The sequence below is a fragment of the Sinorhizobium medicae genome, from assembly GCF_007827695.1.
In the GTDB taxonomy this organism is placed as follows: domain Bacteria; phylum Pseudomonadota; class Alphaproteobacteria; order Rhizobiales; family Rhizobiaceae; genus Sinorhizobium; species Sinorhizobium medicae.
The window spans coordinates 215,054-232,321 of record NZ_VITA01000002.1; the positions used below are offsets into that span (position 1 = coordinate 215,054).

Consider the following 17,268-nt stretch of genomic DNA (forward strand, 5'->3'; position numbering starts at 1 on the left):
AACGGCGAGAGGGCTATAGGTATAGGCGGAACCGTTTTGCGAGGATGCCGTCATGACCCTTCCGACAGAAATGACCTATGTCGATCTGCCTGGCCCCGGAGGGCCGGAGAATATGGTGCTGGCGCGAGGGGCGATGCCCGAGGTCCGGACCGGCGACATTCTGGTCCGCGTCGAAGCCTTCGGCATCAATCGGCCCGACGTCCTGCAGCGCAAGGGAGACTACCCGCTGCCCGCTGGGGCGAGCCCCATCCTCGGGCTCGAAGTTGCAGGCGAGGTGGTTGCGCTCGGCCACGGCGCGAGCGGTTTCTCTATCGGCGACAGAGTCTGCGCTCTCGCCAATGGCGGCGCCTATGCGGAATATTGCGCCGTCCCCGCCACGCAGGCACTTCTCTGGCCCAAGGGATACGATGCCGTGAAGGCTGCAGCCTTGCCCGAGACCTTCTTTACCGTCTGGGCCAACGTCTTCGACATGGCAGGCCTGAAGTCAGGTGAAACATTTCTCGTCCATGGCGGATCGAGCGGCATCGGCACGACGGCTATTCAGCTTGCGAAAGCTCTCGGTGCGGAGGTTTTCGCAACCGCCGGCAGCGCGGCCAAGTGCAAGGCATGTGAGGCGCTCGGGGCGAAACGCGCGATCAACTATCGTGAGGAGGATTTCAGGGCTGTCGTGCTGGAAGAGACCGGCGGCCGCGGTGCCGACGTCATTCTTGACATGGTCGGTGGACCCTATTTCGAGCGCAACATCGGCAGCCTCGCCAAGGATGGGCGTCTGTCCATCATTGCTTTCCTCGGCGGGGCGCGGGTGGAGGGCGGCAATATCGCGCCGATCCTCATGAAGCGGCTGCGTATAATGGGCTCGTTGCTCCGGCCCCGCACCGCCGCCGAGAAGCAGGCCATCCGTGATGGGCTCGCGGCAAGGGTCTGGCCGTTGCTCGAGGGGGGCGAAGTTGCTCCTGTCGTGCAGGCCGTCCTGCCGTTCGAGGAGATTTCCGACGCACATCGGCTCATGGAGCAGGGCGATCATATCGGCAAGATCGTGATGCGGATCGGGTAGCAAAACACAATAAGACGATGGTCGCCCTTGTATCGGTGCAAGGATCGATTACGTTATGTTCAACGTCAACGAACAGAAAGGAAGGTGATCCAATGTCTAATGAGATTTCGGACCTCGTAAAGGGCATGGGAGAGGTGAAGGAGTCGAGGCAGCCCTTGGCTTGATAGCCGCCTTCCTGGGGCCGTAGCGCCCGGCCATTTTGAGGCCAAAGCTCATGGAAGGGCCGCCGAAAGGCGGCCCTTTTCCAGTTCCGCCGGAGCTGCCCGGCATCAGATGCCGAAGCGGCCAAGTGCCGGTATCTTGATTCCGGGTCGCGCGATATCGAAGCCGGCCACCAATCCCATGAAATGCAGTTCCAGGCCGCTGCGCCAGCCTGCGGAAATGCCGGCAAGCCCGTAAAGCGTGGCATGCAGGTCGAGCCCGTCGGCGTCGACATGGAACAGTTTTCCCTCGGGCAGATAATCGCGTCCGACCGCATCGGGGGGCAGGACCGCGTCGAGCTCCGGCACGGACCGCAGGACATGGGCAATGAAGGTGTTGGAGTTGGGGCCGGGCCAAAGACGATAGGCGCCCGGGGACGAGTAAGGGTATGCCCCTATCGCCTTTTCGATCCTCGGGATCAGGCGCTCGGCCTCTTCACCCCTGACAGCAACAACGATGCGGGGCTCGTTCGAGTACCAGCGTCCGTCGGCCGGATAGGCGTTCTTGCGGATCGGCCTGCCCCAGCCGACCTTTTCATATCGGTCATAGGCGAGCGCCCCTTCAGTCTTGGTGACGATCCAGGCGTGGCTCGCCACTGCCCCCTTCATGCCTCCGGTGGTCGCCGAGAAGACATATATCGCCGCCTCCGGGCCGTGAGCTGCTTCCGTTAAGATACCTGATGAAGACCAATCCGCGTCGTGCCAACTCTGCGGCCGCTCCTTCAGGTACCACAGGCCCGCCGACGCGAGTGCCGGAAGCAGGTAGACGACGGCGAAAGCGAGAAGGAGCTTGCGGATGAATTTCATCGACGGTGACTTTTCTGCCATGTGATTCCTGATAGATGCATATCCGAATCTTGGAAAATTGAGGGCAGGCGATGTCGAATCCCGTTCTGGTCGAAGTAACGCGCGGAAATCTGGTCGAAAGCCGCCATCGAGGCATGATCGTCGCCGTCGATGCCGAGGGGAAGACACTGTTTTCGCTCGGTGAAGCGGATGCTCGCATCTTTCCGCGCTCGGCCTGCAAGGCAATGCAGGCCCTGCCGCTGATCGAAAGCGGTGCCGCCGACGCCTACGGGTTCGGGGACCGGGAACTGGCACTTGCCTGCTCCTCGCATTCCGGGGAGTCGGAACATGTGGCGCTCGCCGCCTCGATGCTCGCGGCAGCGGGGCGGGACGTCCACGCGCTTGAATGCGGCGCCCATTGGTCCTCCGACCAGAAGACGCTGATCGCGCAGGCGCGCTCCCTCGAAGCCCCAAGCGCACTCCACAACAATTGCTCCGGCAAGCATGCGGGCTTTGTCTGTGCCTGCTGCCATTCCGGCACCGAGGTCAAAGATTATATCGGCTACGACCACCCGCTTCAGAAGGAGATCCGCGGGGTCATGACGGAGCTGACGGGAGCTGTCCTCGGTCGCGACGACTGCGGCATCGATGGTTGCTCGATTCCGGCCTACGCGCTCTCGATGAGGGGTCTTGCCCGCGGCTTTGCAAAGATGGCGAGCGGAGTCGGCCTCGGGACGGAGCGGGCCCGGGCCTCGAAGCGTCTGATCGACGCCTGCATGGCCGAACCCTTTTATGTTGCCGGTTCCAGGCGTGCCTGCACACGCCTTATGAAGACGGCTCCCGGCCGAATCTTTGCGAAGACCGGCGCCGAAGGCGTCTTCTGTGCGGCGATACCCGAAAAGGGCGTCGGCATCGCGCTGAAATGCGAGGACGGCACGACCCGTGCCGCCGAGGCGATGGTCGCGGCAACGCTCGCTCGGTTCTTTACGGAAGATCGGGAGATCCATGCGGCGCTGATGGCGCAGGCCAATCACGCGATGCGCAACTGGAACGGAATGCACGTCGGGGACGTACGGGTGGTGACGGAGGCCTTTGCCGCCTGATCCGCAATGGCTGGCCTTGTCAGTCGTAGCGATATCCTTTTCTCTGAGAGACACGCTTCAGCCGCACAATTTGGGAGGAAGAACGATGCTGAAACTGTTTTACACGCCCGGAACCTGCTCGCTTGCCTCGCATATCGCACTCGAGGAGGCCGGTGCGGCTTATGAAGTGCATCGCGTCGATTTTTCAAAGGCCGAGCAGACCAAGCCGGACTATCTCTCCATCAATCCGAAGGGCAGGGTACCCGCGTTGGTAACCGACCGCGGTATTCTGACCGAAACCCCTGCCATTCTCGCATATATCGCCCAGAGCTTCCCGAAGGCGCGGCTTGCGCCGCTTGACGATCCTTTCGAGTTCGCGCGGCTTCAGTCGTTTGTCAGCTATCTCTGCTCGACTGTCCACGTTGCCCATGCCCATGCGCGTCGCGCCGGGCGGTGGGCGGATGATCCGGCAGCACAGGAGGCAATGAAGGCCAAGGTGCCGCAGAATATGGGCGACTGCTTCGCGCTGATCGAACGAACGATGTTTGCCGGCCCCTTCGTCCTGGGCGATTCCTATTCGATCGCAGACCCTTATCTCTTCACCATCGCAAGCTGGCTCGAGTCTGACGGCGTCGACCCGGCGCGCTTTCCGCGTATCCTCGACCATCGCAACCGGATGGGCGAACGTCAGGCCGTGGCAAAGGTTCTCGCCGCAGTGCAGGCGTAGCGGCGTAAGGGTTAGGAGGAGCCGAAGGCGGAGGCCCTTGTTCACCTCCGCTCGCAGTAAACCTCCACCGCAGGACGCGGCCATGGCCATCCGGGGAACGGCAGATCCGCGAGCTCCCGTTCATCCATGCGGGCGAGGTCCGGATGCTGGAGAGGGTCGCGCAGCCAACAGAAGGAGGGTCCCCGAGAACCGTCGGCGTGGGCCTCAGGGCGCTTGAGCATTGAGAAAACCTTCAGCATGGGTCAGCCTTTCGATGCCTGTCGCGCAGGCGGAGGGTTTGCTGCCCGGCAGCGTCTAACTCCGGGCCTCGCCAGCCAGGAGCATCCTCCCCTTCGCCGTAGTTTACAATTGAGATTGCCACTGCGGCGGTTTAGAAAAGCTATATGAAGGAGTTGAGCGCGGTTCATCTGAACGGGTTGCGTGCGACCGAAGCGGTCGGCCGCCTCGGCTCGCTCGCCGCTGCGGCGGAGGAGCTTGGCGTCACGCCGGGTGCTGTCAGCCAGCAGATCGCCAAGACGGAGGCGCAACTCGGGCGCACGCTCTTCGAACGTACGCCGCGCGGCCTTGTGGTTTCGGATAGCGGGCGGGCGCTTCTGACGCGATTGTCGAGCGCCTTCGGGGAACTCGCAGAAGCGGTCGCACAGGCACGCCGCCGCGATGAATCGGTTTTGACCGTGTCGGTGGCTCCGGTCTTTGCAGCTCGCTGGCTCGTCTACCGGCTGGACCGCTTCGCCGAGCACAATCCGGACGTCCGGCTGCGGATCGACGCGACCACGACGCTCGCCAATCTCGAAACCTCCGATGTCGACCTCGGTATCCGCGTCGGAGCAGGCCGCTGGCCGGGCGTGCGGTCGGAGCTGCTGCTTGAGCAGGAGGTTTTTCCGGTCTGCTCGCCGGCGCTCGCTGCCGGGCTGCACAAGCCCGCCGATATATTGAAACTGCCGGCAGTGATCGATGCGCACGCAATGTTTTCCTGGGAGCTGTGGCTGGACGCGGCCGGCGTCTCCGGTGCGGCCATGACGGTGCGCCACACCTTCAACGATGCTTCCCTCGCTCTCGATGCAGCCATTGCCGGGCAGGGGGTGATGCTCGCCTGGCAGACGCTTGCCGGCTACGCGCTGCTGAGGGGGTCTCTGGTGGCACCTTTCGGCATTCGCGCCAAAACCGGCTTCGGGCACTACTTCGTCACGTCCGCCTCACGCCGAGAAAGCAAGGGCGCGCTGGCTTTCAAGCGCTGGGTGCGCGAGGAGGTCGAGGAAGGAATGCGCCAGCTCGCTTCTATTCCGGCTCCTTCAGCCGCTCCTCCATCATCGCCTTGAAAGCGGGACGGGACTGGCAGCGCGCCAGCCACGATTTCACCTGAGGATGGCTGTCGAAAAGGGTCGTCTGGCTCATCGCGTAACGGAAAACTTCAGCGAGATTGAGGTCCGCAACAGTAAAGCGACCCCCCACCACGTGGTCGCGTCCTGCAAGGTGTGCTTCGAGCACGGCAAAGGCCCTTTCGAGCGCGCGCGCACAGGCAGCGATTTCGGTCTGTCCTTCCGGCGTGTTCTCAATCCCCTTGTCGTAAGCAAGAACGATCTCGACCGCATACGGCTCGACCTCCGTCGCCGCCCACATCGTCCAATTGCCGATCTGCCCTTCCTCCGGGACATCGGCGGGTGCCAGTGGTCCGCCATGTTTCCGGGCGAGGTAGAGGTTGTTGGCAAGCGATTCGGTCAGCACCAGGCCGTCATCATCGATCGCGGGTATGAGGCCCATCGGGTTTACGGCGAGAAAGCCAGGCGATTTCGTATTGAGGGGGGCGTCTGCGGCCAGAGGGTCGGCGACGCGGCGCGCCTGGATCACCGGCACCGATCTGAAGGGAATGCCGAGTTCGCGTGCCATCCAGTAGTTGCGCGACGCGCGCGAGCGGTAGACTCCATAGATCGTCAGCATTGATCTCTCCTCCGTTTGCCTGGCAAGCTCTTAGGCGATTGCCGTCCGCGGCAAAAGGCGATCTCGGTGATAGGTTGCATGAAATGTTTTGATGCGCATCGCAGAGCCGCACTCGCTGTCGCAAGAGTTCTTCCGCAACCTTCAGACGATTTTTCGCAGTCGAGTTTAGGGAAGCATAACCTCTTTCCGCTAAACCTGCGCGAGCGCCGCTCCTCGGAGGTTTAGCTTGGCAGACAAGACGTCCCGCAGCATCCGTTATGCCGACCTGAACGCGGGCGACAATGCGGAAACGCGCCGGCTGATCGATGCCGGCAATCGCCTCGCCGACGAAGTCGCACGCCTGTTTCCGTCTCAGCCGGATATTGCCGACCGCCACTATTGGCTCGAGGCGATGATCAACCACGTCCCGGACTACATCTATGCCAAGGACACGGAGGGCCGTTTCCTGATCGCCAATGAGGTGACGGTCGCCGACAATGGCCTCGAAAGCCTGCAGGATCTCGTCGGCAAGACCGATTTCGATCTGCATCCGCATGAATTTGCCCAGGCGGTCGCTGGTACGGAGCGGCGTGTGCTGGAGACCGGCGAACCGATTTTTGGTATCGAGGAACGTGCGATCGTCACGAAGGGCCGCGACCGTTGGCTCATGACCTCGAAAGTGCCCTTGCGGAGCAAGAGCGGAAAGATCATCGGCATCGTCGGCATCTCGCGTGACATCACCGATCGGAAGTCGGCGGAGCGCCTGCTCGAAGGGCAGGCCCGGTTATTGGAAATGATAGCCAAGGGCAAGCCGCTGACCGAATTCTTCAACGAGCTGGTGCTGCTGATCGAGGCACTTCTTCCCGGTATCAAAGGCTCTATCCTGCTTTTGTCCGAAGACGGCCGGCATCTCCTGCACGGCGCTGCTCCCAGCCTCGACCGGGCGTATAGCGCTGCTGTTCATGCGTTGGAAATAGGCCCGAATGCGGGCTCTTGCGGAACGGCCGCCTGGCGCGGCGAACAGGTCATCGTCTCCGATGTCTACGCCGACCCGCTCTGGGCGGACTACGCTCTTCTCCTGAAATCTTCCGGTCTCCGTTCCTGCTGGTCCACGCCCATCCTGTCGCGCGAGCGCAAGGTGCTCGGCACATTCGCGCTCTACGCACATGAGGTCGCAACCCCTTGCGAGCAGGAGCAGGAACTGATTGCCATGGCCGCTCACCTCGCCGGAATCGCCATCGAGCGCAAGCGGGCGGAGGACCGTATCAGTTTCTTGGCCCACCATGACGCCTTGACGGGCCTGCCGAACCGCGTCCTTTTTGAAGAGCAGGTCGACGGCATGCTCGAGGAGATCCGCGAGCGGGACCAATGCGCCGTGCTCGCCTTTCTCGACCTCGACAATTTCAAACTGATCAACGACAGCCTTGGCCACGCGGCAGGTGATGAGCTCCTGAAAGCCGTCGCAGGGCGCATGCGGGCCTCCGTGCGGAAAGCCGATTTTGTCGTGCGCGTCGGCGGCGACGAGTTCATCATTCTCCTGAACGGGTTGCCGAAGGAGCGGGATATCGTGCTGTCGCGGCTTGAGGACATCCGCTCTGCAATCGCCATGCCGCTGCAGTTGCAGGGCCGCTCCCTGCAGGTCAGCTGCAGCATGGGAGTGGCTTGCTTCCCCAACCAGGGAAGAACGGCGGGTGAACTGCTCGCCAACGCCGACATGGCCATGTACCGCGCCAAGGAACTCGGCCGCGACAACATACAGGTCTTTACCGAGGAGATGGCGGCAAGAGCTCATGAAAGACTCCAATGGCAGGAGGAGCTTCGTGAGGCACTTGCGGGGGAGGAGTTCCTGCTGCATTTCCAGCCGCAGATGAATCTCGGCACCGGGCGCATCTTCGCGGCGGAGGCACTGTTGCGTTGGAACCACCCGGTGCGCGGCATCATCTCGCCTTCGGTGTTCATCCCGCTCGCCGAGGAGACCGGGCTTATCGTGCCGATCGGAGACTGGGCGCTGCGTGCCGCCTGTCGCCAGCTGAAGGCCTGGCAGGATGCCGGCCTGCCACCGCTGATCATCAGCGTCAATGTTTCCGCTCGGCAGTTCCGCGAACGCAACTGGGCATCGCGGGTGGCGGAAATTCTGAAGGAGACCGGGCTCGAGGCCCGTTACCTCGAGCTCGAGCTCACCGAGAGTCTCATCATGCAGGACGTGCCGGGGGCAATCGCCACAATGCACGCGCTGGAAGCGATCGGCGTTCACCTTGCGATCGATGATTTCGGGACGGGCTATTCCAGCCTCAGTGCGCTTAAGCGCTTTCCGGTACGCCGTCTGAAAATCGACCGGTCCTTCGTTACGGACATTCCGCTCGATGCCGACGACATGGCGATCACGTCCGCCATTATCTCGCTTGCACAGAAGCTCGGCCTGCGTGTGATCGCCGAGGGTGTCGAGAGCGAGGCGCAGGTCGAGTTTCTCCAGAAGGCCGGCTGCGACGAAATCCAAGGCTATTTCTTCAGCCGTCCTTTGTCGGCCGAGGCTTTCGAAAGCCTGCTTTCCTCCGCGCGGCCGTAATCCGGTCGCCGGCTGAAACCGGCAGTTGCGGAATGTGGTGTCAGTATTGTGATCTGAAGTTTGCTGACACAGGTGCCGCTCCGGCCGTAAATGCAAACTGGAGCCACCAGAGAGCGGTTTCCGCTTGCGTCCCGTTCCGACTTGTCGATAACCATTCGAGACGGCTTCGCAATGATTCACTTCGAAGCACTTTGATCTGGCCCTCGGAATGGAGCACGTGGACCGTGTCGCCACCCTCTCTTCCGTGCGGCACAACCCGTTAGAGTTCGATGTCATCACTGCCAGTTTTTTCCCGACGTCAGTTTCTTCGCACATCCGGGTTGGCAATCGCCTCCGCCGGGCTTGCGGGTTGCACTTCTTCGATGAACACCGACCGCTTCCGCCAGCAGACAATGCCGGTCTACCGCAACCCTGCGCTGGAAAGCCGTTGGGGCCCGCCGGGCGGCATTTATGAGGGGCCGGTGGGCGAGGGACCGATCGGCTTGCCGCCCCAGGACGCCTATTACGCAGAGATCTATGCAGCGCAGGAGGACGGGGGATTCCTCGTTCCGGCCGTGCCATTCAGGCAGATCGATCCGCGGTTCTATCGTCAGGAGGTCAGCGATCCTTTTGGCGAGGCTCCCGGCACGATCGTCGTCGACACGGCCGACCGCTATCTCTACCTGATCCAGCCGCGCGGGCGTGCGATGCGCTACGGCGTCGGCTTGGGCCGGGAAGGGTTTGCATGGTCGGGCCGCGGCGTGATTCAATGGAAGCAGAAATGGCCCAAGTGGACGCCCCCGAACGAGATGGTGGCCCGTCAGCCGGTACTGGCGAAATATTCCGCGGATAATGGGGGCATGCCCCCGGGCCTGGACAACCCGCTTGGGGCACGCGCGCTTTATATCTTCCAGAACGGTCAGGATACGCTCTATCGTGTCCATGGCTCGCCTGAATGGCAGTCGATCGGCAAAGCGGTGTCATCGGGTTGCGTGCGCTTGATCAACCAGGACGTGATTGATCTTTATGATCGTGTGCGCAACAAGTCGCCGATCCTCGTCGTCTGACGTCTGGTGCTCATTTGCCCCGCGGCCTCAGCTTTCTTGATGGCGGCCGGCGAGCCGCTGCGTCAGCCGATGCAGTGCGTCGCGCATCTCCCGGACTTCCTCAAGGCTGCAGCCTGAGGCATTGCCGATATCGCGTAGAATACCGAATGCTTCGGCCTTCAGATCGCGTCCGCCTTGCGTCAGGCTGACGATGACCTGCCGCTCGTCTGCCGCATCGCGCGCACGGCGGACATAGCCGGCCGCCTCCAGCCGCTTGAGCAGCGGTGAAAGCGTGCCTGAATCGAGACCCAGCTCTTCGCCAATTCGCTTCACCGTCATGCGGTCCTGCTGCCAGAGCGCCAAAAGCACGAGATATTGGGGATAGGTCAGCCCAAAACGGTCGAGCAAGGGCTTGTAGGCGCGATTGAAGGCATGCGCCGCCGAATAGACCGCAAAGCAGAGCTGCTGACCAAGCGCCAGCGCCTCATCGGAACCTGAGTCGAATTTTGCCGCTTTCGTCGTCATGATATCATTGTTGCAAATTCAGTCAGAAAAAGCAATTTGCAAAATTAATTTGCGCGCTATTTAATTTTGCAATATATAAAATCCGCAACCATAGGAAGGAGACTGTCATGCCCATTCTCTATCGCACTACCGCGTCCGCGACCGGTGGCCGTGCCGGCCAGGCCAAAAGCCAGGACGGTGTACTCGACGTTACGCTCACCGTTCCGAAGGAGCTCGGAGGCGACGGTGCGCGTGGCACCAATCCCGAGCAGCTCTTTGCCGCCGGATATTCCGCCTGCTTCCTCGGCGCACTGAAATTCGTTGCCGGCAAAGAGAAGATAAAGCTCTCGGAAGACACGACGGTGACGGGGACGGTCGGAATCGGACCCCGCGACGATGGCACGGGTTTCTTCATCGACGCGGCACTCGAGATTTCGTCACCCGGCGTCGAAAAAGCGGTGCTCGAGGACCTTGTTCAAAAGGCGCATATCGTGTGCCCTTACAGCCATGCGACCAGGGGCAATGTCGACGTAAAGTTGACGGTGGCCTGACAGAAGCGCTTGCGGAAGGCTGAAGCCCGAGTGCGACTGCGGGCTTCATTCTACTAGATGCCCGTGGCTCGGCGTGCTCCGCAATTGCGTAACGCCTTCGCGGGCCCGGCTTCTTCATGTGAGGGTAGCGGAGAGATTGCGGTCCTTCGGTACTGTCTCCTAACGCTTCAGACTGCCGAGAATGCCGCGGACAAGAGCCCGTCCCACCTGGGTCGCGACCGTCCGCGCGACGGACTTCATCGCCGCCTCCACGATGGTTTCCCGTTGGTAGCCGGAAGAGCGCGTCCTAGCCCGCTTGCCCGACGGCGCTTCCGCCGCGTCGTCGCCGAAGCCGGGCAGTGTCCAACGGCCGCCGCCGGAAGTCTCCTCAGAGGCCCGTTCTTCTGCTCGCTGAGCTGTTTCCGCCTGTTCCGCAGCCTTGGCCGCACGCTTGGCAAGCATTTCATAGGCCGACTCCCGGTCGAAGTCCTCATCGTAGAGGCCGCGCACGGGGCTGAGGCTGATGACATGCTGCCGCTCGGCCTCGGTAAGCGGACCGAGCCGGGACGCCGGCGGACGCACCAGGGTCCGCTCGACAATCGACGGCGAGCCTTTGCCCTCCAGCGTCGAAACCAGAGCCTCGCCGGTACCGAGATTGGTGATCACGTCGGCGCAATTGAAGTCGGGGTTGGGGCGGAACGTATCGGCAGCCGTCTTGACTGCCTTCTGTTCGCGGGGGGAATAGGCGCGCAACGCATGCTGGACACGGTTTCCAAGCTGGGCGAGGACCGCCTCCGGGACGTCGAGCGGGTTCTGGGTGACGAAATAGACGCCAACGCCCTTCGAGCGGATCAGGCGGACAACCTGCTCGACGCGTTCGACGAGGACCTTGGGCGCATCATTGAAGAGCAAATGCGCTTCGTCGAAGAAGAACACCAGCTTCGGCTTATCCGGGTCACCCACTTCGGGAAGTTCCTCGAAAAGCTCTGACAGGAGCCATAACAGGAAGGTTGCGTAGAGCCGCGGGTTCATCATCAGCTTGTCGGCGGCAAGAACCGAAATCGCGCCGCGCCCGTCATTGGTGGTCCGCATGATGTCGGTGATCTTCAGTGCCGGCTCACCAAAGAAATGCTCCGCCCCCTGCTGTTCCAGGATCAGGAGTTCACGCTGGATCGAGCCGACGGAGGCTTTGGAGATGAAGCCGAACTGATTGGATAGCTCGCCTGCATTCTCGCCCATGTAATTGAGCAGCGCCCGCAGGTCCTTGAGGTCGAGTAGCGGCAATCCGCCCTCATCGGCGATCTTGAAGGCGATGTTCAACACACCTTCCTGGGCGTCGGACGCGTTCATCAGCCGCGACAGAAGGAGGGGCCCCATCTCCGATATGGTGGTCCGGACCCTGTGCCCCTTCTCGCCGTAGAGATCCCAGAAGATCACCGGAAATTCCTGAAAATCATAAGGCTCGAGGCCGATCTGCTCCGCGCGCTTGAGCAGGAAGTCCTTCGACTCGCCCATCGCGCCGATGCCGGATAGGTCGCCCTTCACGTCGGCGCAGAATACCGGTACGCCGGCATTCGAGAAACCCTCGGCCAGGATTTGCAGCGTCACGGTCTTGCCGGTCCCGGTCGCGCCTGTGATCAGACCGTGGCGATTGCCGAATTTGAGCTCCAGATATTCGCCTTTATTGATCGAATCGTCCGGCTTGCGGCTGGTTCCGATGTAGATCTTGCCTTCCTGCAGCATGGGGGCTTCATCTCCGTCTTGTCGATTTTTCTTAATAAAAGCGGGCATTTCCCGCATGTCGCATAAAATCAGTCATCGAAACGTGGGGTGCATCCGTTATAGGCGGTGCGCCTGCCCCCGGCAATATGATTGCAGGCGCCTAGAGGGCCGGATTGCCATATGAACGGCTCCGTGAAACGATACCGAAGAGGTGCCGATTGCGGGTGCGCGAACCCGCCCGATGCGCTTGTCATCTCGGCACCGTTCGTTTACCTTGACGTTCACGTCAAAATTCCAGCAAGGAGATTTCCATGAGTGAACTGGTCACGCGCGTGGCGGAAAATGTCGGCATCGAGGCTGCAACGGCTGAAAAGGCGGTCGGCATGATCCTTGGTTTCCTGCAGCGTGAGGCCGCCGAAGGCCCGGTCGCCCAAATGATCGAGGCGATCCCCGGCGCACCCGAGCTGGTCGCCCGGTACAATGGCGAGGGCAGCGACGGTGGCGGTCTCCTTGGCGGCCTGATGTCGGCAATCGGCGGCGGCGGCGTCATGGCGCTCGGACAGCAATTGATGAGCCAGGGGCTTGGCATGGGAGAGATCACGGCACTCGCCAAGGAAACCATCGCCTTTGCCAAGGAGAAGGCGGGTGAGGACGTCGTGGACGAAGTCGTCGCATCCGTTCCAGGTCTCAGCCAGTTCGTGTGATTACCCGGTGAGGAGGTAGGCCATTACCCTTCTGACCGGCGGGCCAGGGGGGTAACGGCGCGGGCGCCATGAGCGCCCGCAATGCTTCACCTCACGCATCCCATTCGGGAGCAAGGCCCTGCGGATTGACGATCCGCCCATCCGGACGGGCAAGTTCGCGGACTGCCGCTATCTCCTCCCGCGTCAGTGCGAAGTCAAATATCGCGAAATTCTCCTTGAGCCTTGCCTCCGTCGCGGTCTTCGACAGCACGACCACGTCCTGCTGCTGCACGAGCCATCGCAAAGCCACCTGCGCCGCCGTCTTGCCGTGGCGCGCGCCGATCTCCTTCAGCAGGGGCTCGGCAGGCACCTTGCCGTTGGCTATGGCGTAATAGGCAGTGAGCGACATTCCGAGCCGCCGCGCCCTCTGAAGGAGCTTCGTCTGATCCAGATAAGGGTGATATTCGACCTGGTTCGTGGCGATTGGCGCGTCGCTGAGCCGGACCGCCTCTTCCATTTGCGCGATATTGAAATTGCTGATGCCGATGTGGCGGACCTTGCCGGCATTCCGCACCTCGTTCAGGGCGCCGATTCGCTCGGCCATCGGCACGTCGCTCCCTGGCCAATGCAGAAGCAGCAAATCGACGTGGTCGGTCTTCAGCTTTCTCAGGCTCTCGTCGACCGAGGCGACGAAACGGTCCTGGCTATAGTTGTCGACCCACACCTTGGTGGTCAGGAAGATGTCAGCCCGTGGAATGCCGGACTTGTGCATGGCCTCGCCGACTTCCGCCTCGTTGCCGTAGATCTGTGCGGTGTCCACGTGGCGGAATCCAAGCTTCAGGGCCTGCGGCAGGATGCGAAGCACCTCCGCTCCCGACATACGGAATGTGCCGAAGCCGAGGCCGGGGATATTGGCGCCATTGGAGCTGACTGCATGCATTGAGAACTCCTCCGCTGCTGGCGCCCGGGCGGCCCGAGACGCGATCTCCTATACTTGCACTTTGGATGCGGGCGGAAAACCGCACAGTTCTCCTCGTCCCGCTCTAGCGGTTTCTCGTTGCCACGATGAAAAGCCGCGGGAAACGCAAGAGCACACGCCCGTCTTTCATCGTCGGATAAGCCTTCCTGATTTTATCGGCATAGGCGGCGAGGTAACCGGCCCGACGGGCGGCGGGCAGCGCGTCGAGATAGGGGCGCAATCCCGTGCCCTTTACCCATTCGACGATGGCGTTCGCATTTGCGAGTTGGTGATAATACACGGTGTGCCAGACATCGATCCGGACGTCCTTGGCTGTCAGCCTCTCGACGTAGTTCGCGGGTGAGGGCAGGGACTTGCGTCGTGCGGCGCGGCCGGCAAAGGCTGAAGCAAAAGCAGACTCCTCTGCCGTTTCCTCCATCAGGACGTGCGTCGGCTCATCCAGGTTGTCGGGCATTTGCACCGCGAGCGTCCCGCCGGGCGCCAATGCAAGGATGAGCCGCTCGAACAGCACGATGTGCTCCGGCAGCCACTGGAAAACCGCGTTGGCAAAGAAGAGGGCGCTTTCCGCCGGCGGTACCCAACTCGCAAGATCGGCCTTTTCGAAGCGCAGCTCCGGCAAGCGCGTTCGCGCGGCCGAAAGCATGTCCTCGTCGCTGTCTATTCCGGTAAGCGGGTTGTCTCTGAAACGATTGAGAATCAACTCGGTCGAATTGCCGGGTCCGCAACCAAGGTCGAAGGCGGGGCCGTCAGGCAGCTCGGTTACCTGCGCCAGCAGGTCGCGCGCCGGACGCGTCCGCTCGTCTTCAAATTTGGTATACTGCGCTGCCGACCAAGCCATGAGCGTGGCTCCTTCATATGCCGAACTGCAAGCTTTCGAGCGAGGGAAGGATGAGCGAAGGGCCGTAGTCCTTGTATTCATCCGGGCTATCGGCGCGGTTGATCCAGACCGTACGGAAACCGAACTTGGTTGCACCGGCGACGTCCCATCGGTTCGAGGACTGGAACGAGACCGCCTGGGGGTAGAGCCGATAGCTCGTCGTCACCAGATCGTAGACGGCCGGTGCCGTCTTGAATGCCTTGACTGCGTCGACCGAAAAGACGTCGTCTATGATGATATCGAGGGCCGCGTTCTTGACAGCCGATGCCAGCATGGCCGGCGAACCGTTGGAAAGAATGGCGATGCGGGCGCCCCGCTCCTTCAAACCCTTCAGGACCGCGGGAACTTCCGGATAACAGTCGAGCGCCCAATAGGCATCGAGAAGCGGCTTCTTGAGTTTGGGATCGGCCGAGGGGAAGCGCTGAAAGGCGTGGTCCAGCGATTGCTCGGTCAATTCCCAAAAGTCGACATAGACGCCCATCAGCGAGCGTACCCAGGAATATTCGAGTTGCTTGGCGCGCCAGAGTTCCGAAAAGGCCTGACCGTCCGGCCCGATCGCTTCGGCATGCCGGCGTACGGCCGCATGCACGTCGAAAAGCGTGCCATAGGCGTCGAAAACATAAGCCGCGTAAGACATCGAGTTCTCCCGTCATCCACCGTCCAGGCGGTGCGTCGGAGGTTTCCACCTTTTCGCGCGCATGGCCGGACAGAGGCTTTTGGCGTTACGTCGCAGACGCTGTGCCTTGGACCACGATGTTTTCGGGTCGGATCGACCTGAACATGAACGTGGTGTATTCCACTACGTCAGAACAGGAGGGGCGGAAACCGCACAGCGTATTCCTCAACCCGCTCCAGCATTCTCCTGCGTGCATCATGTCAAAACTTTGTGCGCCGCACAATGCCTTCGTTTCCCGCCTTCATTCAATCTTTCCAAACCTTTGCCGGAAAACGCAGCGCCTGTTTCACAAGTTTGCCCTTGAGCCCGAGCGCCGCGTCGCAAAGGCCGAGCACGTGCCGGTTTGGCTTTGCTTCCGGGCGCAGCGCGTGAAGCGAAGACGCAGCTTTTTCCGGCGCTACGTAGCGCGCCAGAACGCCGAGGGACAGGGCCGTCGAGCGCCCGATACCTCTGAGGCAATGGATCAGCAGATTGGCATCTTCGGGCAGGCTGTCGATGAAGGCGAAGGTCGCCTCGATCGCCTGCAGAGGCGCTGCGTCCGGGGCGTCCGGGTCGGTGGTGTCGCCGAAATGAAGTTCCAGATGCCGCTCCGGCGGCAGGTCGATCATCGAAAGCAGGCGCGTGCCGGGTGCTCGGATCGAGATGAGGTGCGTCGGCGCCCAAAGTGCGCGATTGTGACGCGCTTCGGTCTGCGAGCTGACGACGAGGCGCACCGGCCAGCCGTTCGGATGCACCGGATTCGTGCTGAGGACGGGCTGAAAATGCGTACTCTCTAGAGCCTGAACCGCAAGAGCCATGACGTGCCTTCCTGATTCGTCTTGGGACACCCGCAGGATAGCAGCGCCGCGTCACAACCGGAATCCGGATCGGAACCGCGTGATGACGCTGATGTCAGAACCGCGTGATGACGCTGATGCCGAGCTCCGTTGCACCGTCCATTGCCGCAAGCGCCGGCGCCGCCTCTTCAAGCGATATCTGGCGCCCGATCAGCTCTTGCGGCTTCAACTGCCCGGCCGTGATCATTGCCAGCATCGCCTCGTAACGCCAGGCCTGCATTCCGTGGCTGCCATAGATCTCGAGCTCGTGTCCAATTACCTGCGCCATCGGGATCTGCGGTGTCGCATGCTCCGCCAGCATAAGCCCGACCTGGACGTGCCGGCCGCGGCGGCGCAGATTTTTGATCGAGTTGAAACAGGTGACGGGTGAGCCGAGCGCGTCAAGCGAGACATGGGCGCCACCCCGGGTGATGTCCCTGACGGCTCCCGCGACATCCTCGGTCGCGCGGCCGTTGATGGTGGCGACCGCCCCGAGCTTCCGGGCGAAGGCGAGCTTCTCCTCCGAGATGTCTATGGCGATCGGGTTGGCGCCCAGTGCGGCTGCGATCATGACCGCCGAGAGTCCGACGCCGCCACAGCCGTGCACTGCCACCCACTCGCCGCCCTTCACGCGGGCCTGATCCAAGAGAGCGCGGAAAGAGGTGGCGAAGCGGCAGCCGAGGCTTGCCGCCGTGGCGAAATCCATGTCCTCGGGGAGATGAACGAGATTCTGGTCGGCGAAGTCGATCGCCACATACTCCGCGAACGAACCCCAGTGGGTGAACCCCGGTTGAAACTGCGCCTCGCAAACCTGGTTGTTGCCGGAGCGGCATTCGAAACAGCGGCCGCAACCGGAGACGAAAGGCACCGTCACCCTGTCGCCGGTCTTGTAGCGGAGGACCCCGCGCCCGACCGCCGCGATCGTGCCCGCCAGTTCATGACCCGGCACATGCGGAAGACGAATGTCGGGGTCATGCCCCATCCAGCCGTGCCAATCGCTGCGGCAAAGGCCGGTCGCCTCGACCTTGATGACGACGCCGTTCTCGGTCGGTACCGGATCGGGCAGTATCCGGATTTCCGGCATCTTCTCGAACGCATCGTAATACATCGCTTTCATGGGCGATC

General features: G+C 62.0%; 17 protein-coding genes. 8 read left to right on the top strand and 9 right to left on the bottom strand.

Annotated elements, in window-relative coordinates; genetic code table 11:
- The first annotated feature begins 52 nt into the window (after nucleotides 1–52).
- Nucleotides 53–1,054: an NAD(P)H-quinone oxidoreductase gene (locus FB009_RS04320; protein WP_011974770.1), complete on the top strand. Its 1,002-nt coding sequence runs from the start codon at nucleotides 53–55 to the stop codon at nucleotides 1,052–1,054.
- A gap of 269 nt (nucleotides 1,055–1,323) precedes the next feature.
- Here the strand turns inward: FB009_RS04320 and FB009_RS04325 are convergent, their stop codons facing one another.
- Nucleotides 1,324–2,061: a DUF3750 domain-containing protein gene (locus tag FB009_RS04325; protein WP_024311931.1), complete on the bottom strand. Its 738-nt coding sequence runs from the start codon at nucleotides 2,059–2,061 to the stop codon at nucleotides 1,324–1,326.
- Nucleotides 2,062–2,132: 71 nt separating this feature from the next.
- Between FB009_RS04325 and FB009_RS04330 the strand changes: the two genes are divergently transcribed.
- The 3 genes from FB009_RS04330 to FB009_RS04345 all read left to right on the top strand — a co-directional run bounded on the left by FB009_RS04330 (nucleotide 2,133) and on the right by FB009_RS04345 (nucleotide 5,168).
- The gene (locus FB009_RS04330; RefSeq protein WP_011974772.1) at nucleotides 2,133–3,143 is read left to right on the top strand and encodes an asparaginase; all 1,011 of its coding nucleotides are present in this window, start codon (nucleotides 2,133–2,135) and stop codon (nucleotides 3,141–3,143) included.
- 85 nt (nucleotides 3,144–3,228) lie between these two features.
- Nucleotides 3,229–3,849, top strand: coding sequence for a glutathione S-transferase family protein (locus FB009_RS04335; protein WP_018208798.1), 621 nt, complete (start codon nucleotides 3,229–3,231; stop codon nucleotides 3,847–3,849).
- A gap of 383 nt (nucleotides 3,850–4,232) precedes the next feature.
- The gene (locus FB009_RS04345) at nucleotides 4,233–5,168 is read left to right on the top strand and encodes a LysR substrate-binding domain-containing protein (protein WP_011974774.1); all 936 of its coding nucleotides are present in this window, start codon (nucleotides 4,233–4,235) and stop codon (nucleotides 5,166–5,168) included.
- Here the strand turns inward: FB009_RS04345 and FB009_RS04350 are convergent.
- Nucleotides 5,128–5,787 (bottom strand): glutathione S-transferase family protein, encoded by a 660-nt coding sequence (locus tag FB009_RS04350; protein WP_011974775.1) that lies wholly within the window; start codon nucleotides 5,785–5,787, stop codon nucleotides 5,128–5,130. The genes FB009_RS04345 and FB009_RS04350 overlap by 41 nt on opposite strands.
- Nucleotides 5,788–6,013: 226 nt before the next feature.
- On the opposite strand from FB009_RS04350, the gene FB009_RS04355 reads away from it, so the two are divergent.
- Entirely contained in the window at nucleotides 6,014–8,332 is a 2,319-nt protein-coding gene (locus FB009_RS04355) for an EAL domain-containing protein (RefSeq protein ID WP_011974776.1), read from the top strand.
- 269 nt (nucleotides 8,333–8,601) lie between these two features.
- The gene (locus FB009_RS04360; RefSeq protein ID WP_033043067.1) at nucleotides 8,602–9,378 is read left to right on the top strand and encodes a L,D-transpeptidase family protein; all 777 of its coding nucleotides are present in this window, start codon (nucleotides 8,602–8,604) and stop codon (nucleotides 9,376–9,378) included.
- Between the two features lie 27 nt (nucleotides 9,379–9,405).
- Here the strand turns inward: FB009_RS04360 and FB009_RS04365 are convergent, their stop codons facing one another.
- A complete protein-coding gene (locus FB009_RS04365) occupies nucleotides 9,406–9,882 on the bottom strand; it encodes a MarR family winged helix-turn-helix transcriptional regulator (RefSeq protein WP_011974778.1) in 477 nt (158 codons plus the stop codon).
- A 107-nt stretch (nucleotides 9,883–9,989) separates the two neighbouring features.
- Here FB009_RS04365 and FB009_RS04370 point away from each other — a divergent pair, with 107 nt between their 5' ends.
- Entirely contained in the window at nucleotides 9,990–10,412 is a 423-nt protein-coding gene (locus FB009_RS04370; protein WP_011974779.1) for an organic hydroperoxide resistance protein, read from the top strand.
- Nucleotides 10,413–10,571: 159 nt separating this feature from the next.
- Here FB009_RS04370 and FB009_RS04375 read toward each other — a convergent pair whose 3' ends face one another.
- On the bottom strand, nucleotides 10,572–12,134 hold the full coding sequence (locus FB009_RS04375) for a helicase HerA-like C-terminal domain-containing protein (RefSeq protein WP_018011893.1): 1,563 nt from the start codon (nucleotides 12,132–12,134) through the stop codon (nucleotides 10,572–10,574).
- Between the two features lie 290 nt (nucleotides 12,135–12,424).
- On the opposite strand from FB009_RS04375, the gene FB009_RS04380 reads away from it, so the two are divergent.
- Complete coding sequence (locus tag FB009_RS04380; RefSeq protein ID WP_011974781.1) at nucleotides 12,425–12,817, top strand: hypothetical protein; 393 nt, start codon at nucleotides 12,425–12,427, stop codon at nucleotides 12,815–12,817.
- A gap of 91 nt (nucleotides 12,818–12,908) precedes the next feature.
- Here FB009_RS04380 and FB009_RS04385 read toward each other — a convergent pair whose 3' ends face one another.
- The 5 genes from FB009_RS04385 to FB009_RS04405 form a co-directional block, all read right to left on the bottom strand.
- Nucleotides 12,909–13,736: an aldo/keto reductase gene (locus FB009_RS04385; RefSeq protein WP_011974782.1), complete on the bottom strand. Its 828-nt coding sequence runs from the start codon at nucleotides 13,734–13,736 to the stop codon at nucleotides 12,909–12,911.
- Nucleotides 13,737–13,839: 103 nt separating this feature from the next.
- Complete coding sequence (gene tam, locus FB009_RS04390; RefSeq protein WP_011974783.1) at nucleotides 13,840–14,613, bottom strand: trans-aconitate 2-methyltransferase; 774 nt, start codon at nucleotides 14,611–14,613, stop codon at nucleotides 13,840–13,842.
- Nucleotides 14,614–14,626: 13 nt separating this feature from the next.
- On the bottom strand, nucleotides 14,627–15,289 hold the full coding sequence (locus tag FB009_RS04395) for a haloacid dehalogenase type II (RefSeq protein WP_011974784.1): 663 nt from the start codon (nucleotides 15,287–15,289) through the stop codon (nucleotides 14,627–14,629).
- A 284-nt stretch (nucleotides 15,290–15,573) separates the two neighbouring features.
- On the bottom strand, nucleotides 15,574–16,125 hold the full coding sequence (locus tag FB009_RS04400; RefSeq protein ID WP_011974785.1) for a tyrosine phosphatase family protein: 552 nt from the start codon (nucleotides 16,123–16,125) through the stop codon (nucleotides 15,574–15,576).
- A gap of 94 nt (nucleotides 16,126–16,219) precedes the next feature.
- Complete coding sequence (locus FB009_RS04405) at nucleotides 16,220–17,260, bottom strand: zinc-dependent alcohol dehydrogenase family protein (RefSeq protein ID WP_011974786.1); 1,041 nt, start codon at nucleotides 17,258–17,260, stop codon at nucleotides 16,220–16,222.
- Nucleotides 17,261–17,268: the final 8 nt, after the last annotated feature.

What these genes read in the sequence shown, in the direction of transcription:
- FB009_RS04320 (WP_011974770.1), top strand. Translation starts at nt 53, where the DNA reads ATGACCCTTCCGACAGAAATGACCTATGTCGATCTGCCTGGCCCCGGA.
- FB009_RS04325 (WP_024311931.1), bottom strand. Translation starts at nt 2,061, where the DNA reads ATGAAATTCATCCGCAAGCTCCTTCTCGCTTTCGCCGTCGTCTACCTG.
- FB009_RS04330 (WP_011974772.1), top strand. Translation starts at nt 2,133, where the DNA reads ATGTCGAATCCCGTTCTGGTCGAAGTAACGCGCGGAAATCTGGTCGAA.
- FB009_RS04335 (WP_018208798.1), top strand. Translation starts at nt 3,229, where the DNA reads ATGCTGAAACTGTTTTACACGCCCGGAACCTGCTCGCTTGCCTCGCAT.
- FB009_RS04345 (WP_011974774.1), top strand. Translation starts at nt 4,233, where the DNA reads ATGAAGGAGTTGAGCGCGGTTCATCTGAACGGGTTGCGTGCGACCGAA.
- FB009_RS04350 (WP_011974775.1), bottom strand. Translation starts at nt 5,787, where the DNA reads ATGCTGACGATCTATGGAGTCTACCGCTCGCGCGCGTCGCGCAACTAC.
- FB009_RS04360 (WP_033043067.1), top strand. Translation starts at nt 8,602, where the DNA reads ATGTCATCACTGCCAGTTTTTTCCCGACGTCAGTTTCTTCGCACATCC.
- FB009_RS04365 (WP_011974778.1), bottom strand. Translation starts at nt 9,882, where the DNA reads ATGACGACGAAAGCGGCAAAATTCGACTCAGGTTCCGATGAGGCGCTG.
- FB009_RS04370 (WP_011974779.1), top strand. Translation starts at nt 9,990, where the DNA reads ATGCCCATTCTCTATCGCACTACCGCGTCCGCGACCGGTGGCCGTGCC.
- FB009_RS04375 (WP_018011893.1), bottom strand. Translation starts at nt 12,134, where the DNA reads ATGCTGCAGGAAGGCAAGATCTACATCGGAACCAGCCGCAAGCCGGAC.
- FB009_RS04380 (WP_011974781.1), top strand. Translation starts at nt 12,425, where the DNA reads ATGAGTGAACTGGTCACGCGCGTGGCGGAAAATGTCGGCATCGAGGCT.
- FB009_RS04385 (WP_011974782.1), bottom strand. Translation starts at nt 13,736, where the DNA reads ATGCATGCAGTCAGCTCCAATGGCGCCAATATCCCCGGCCTCGGCTTC.
- tam (WP_011974783.1), bottom strand. Translation starts at nt 14,613, where the DNA reads ATGGCTTGGTCGGCAGCGCAGTATACCAAATTTGAAGACGAGCGGACG.
- FB009_RS04395 (WP_011974784.1), bottom strand. Translation starts at nt 15,289, where the DNA reads ATGTCTTACGCGGCTTATGTTTTCGACGCCTATGGCACGCTTTTCGAC.
- FB009_RS04400 (WP_011974785.1), bottom strand. Translation starts at nt 16,125, where the DNA reads ATGGCTCTTGCGGTTCAGGCTCTAGAGAGTACGCATTTTCAGCCCGTC.
- FB009_RS04405 (WP_011974786.1), bottom strand. Translation starts at nt 17,260, where the DNA reads ATGAAAGCGATGTATTACGATGCGTTCGAGAAGATGCCGGAAATCCGG.